The sequence below is a fragment of the Paenibacillus sp. Y301 genome, assembly GCF_059445505.1.
Window position 1 is genome coordinate 1 of record NZ_JCAIUL010000055.1, and the last position, 531, is coordinate 531.

General features: G+C 42.7%; 1 protein-coding gene. It reads left to right on the forward strand.

Translation table 11 applies throughout. The features are described 5' to 3' along the window. The coding region (locus tag AC1D69_RS25065; protein WP_495458822.1) for an IS3 family transposase at positions 1–489 on the forward strand (489 nt) is incomplete at its 5' end. Positions 490–531 lie beyond the last annotated feature (42 nt).

Below are 531 nucleotides of genomic sequence, written 5' to 3' on the forward strand. Positions count from 1 at the left end.
ACTTGGGTTGCGGATATTACCTACATCCCTTGCCGCGAAGGCAGACTCTATCTAGCAAGCATCCTAGATCTCTGTACGCGTGAGATTGTAGGCTGGCGGCTTGGTGATCGTATGACCACAGACTTGGTACTTGGTGCGCTAGACGATGCGTATAAAGATAAGAAACCGAGGAAGGGATTGATCCACCATTCCGATCGTGGTTCACAGTATGCATCAGCAGATTACCGAGAAAGACTAACTGTCTACAAAATGACTGCGAGCATGAGCCGGAAGGGTAATTGTTATGACAATGCCTGTATCGAATCATTTCACAGTATTCTTAAGAAGGAATATGTTTACTGCACGACATTTAAGACCAAGAAGCAAGCATATGATGGAATCTTTCAGTATATTGAATTCTTTTATAACCGTAAACGTATCCACAGTAAACTTGGTTATTTATCGCCGGTTCGCTTTGCTGCGCTCTTTCAAAAGAAGAAGAATGCATAATAAATTTCTTAACGGAGTGTCTACTTTCTTGACGGTGGTCCA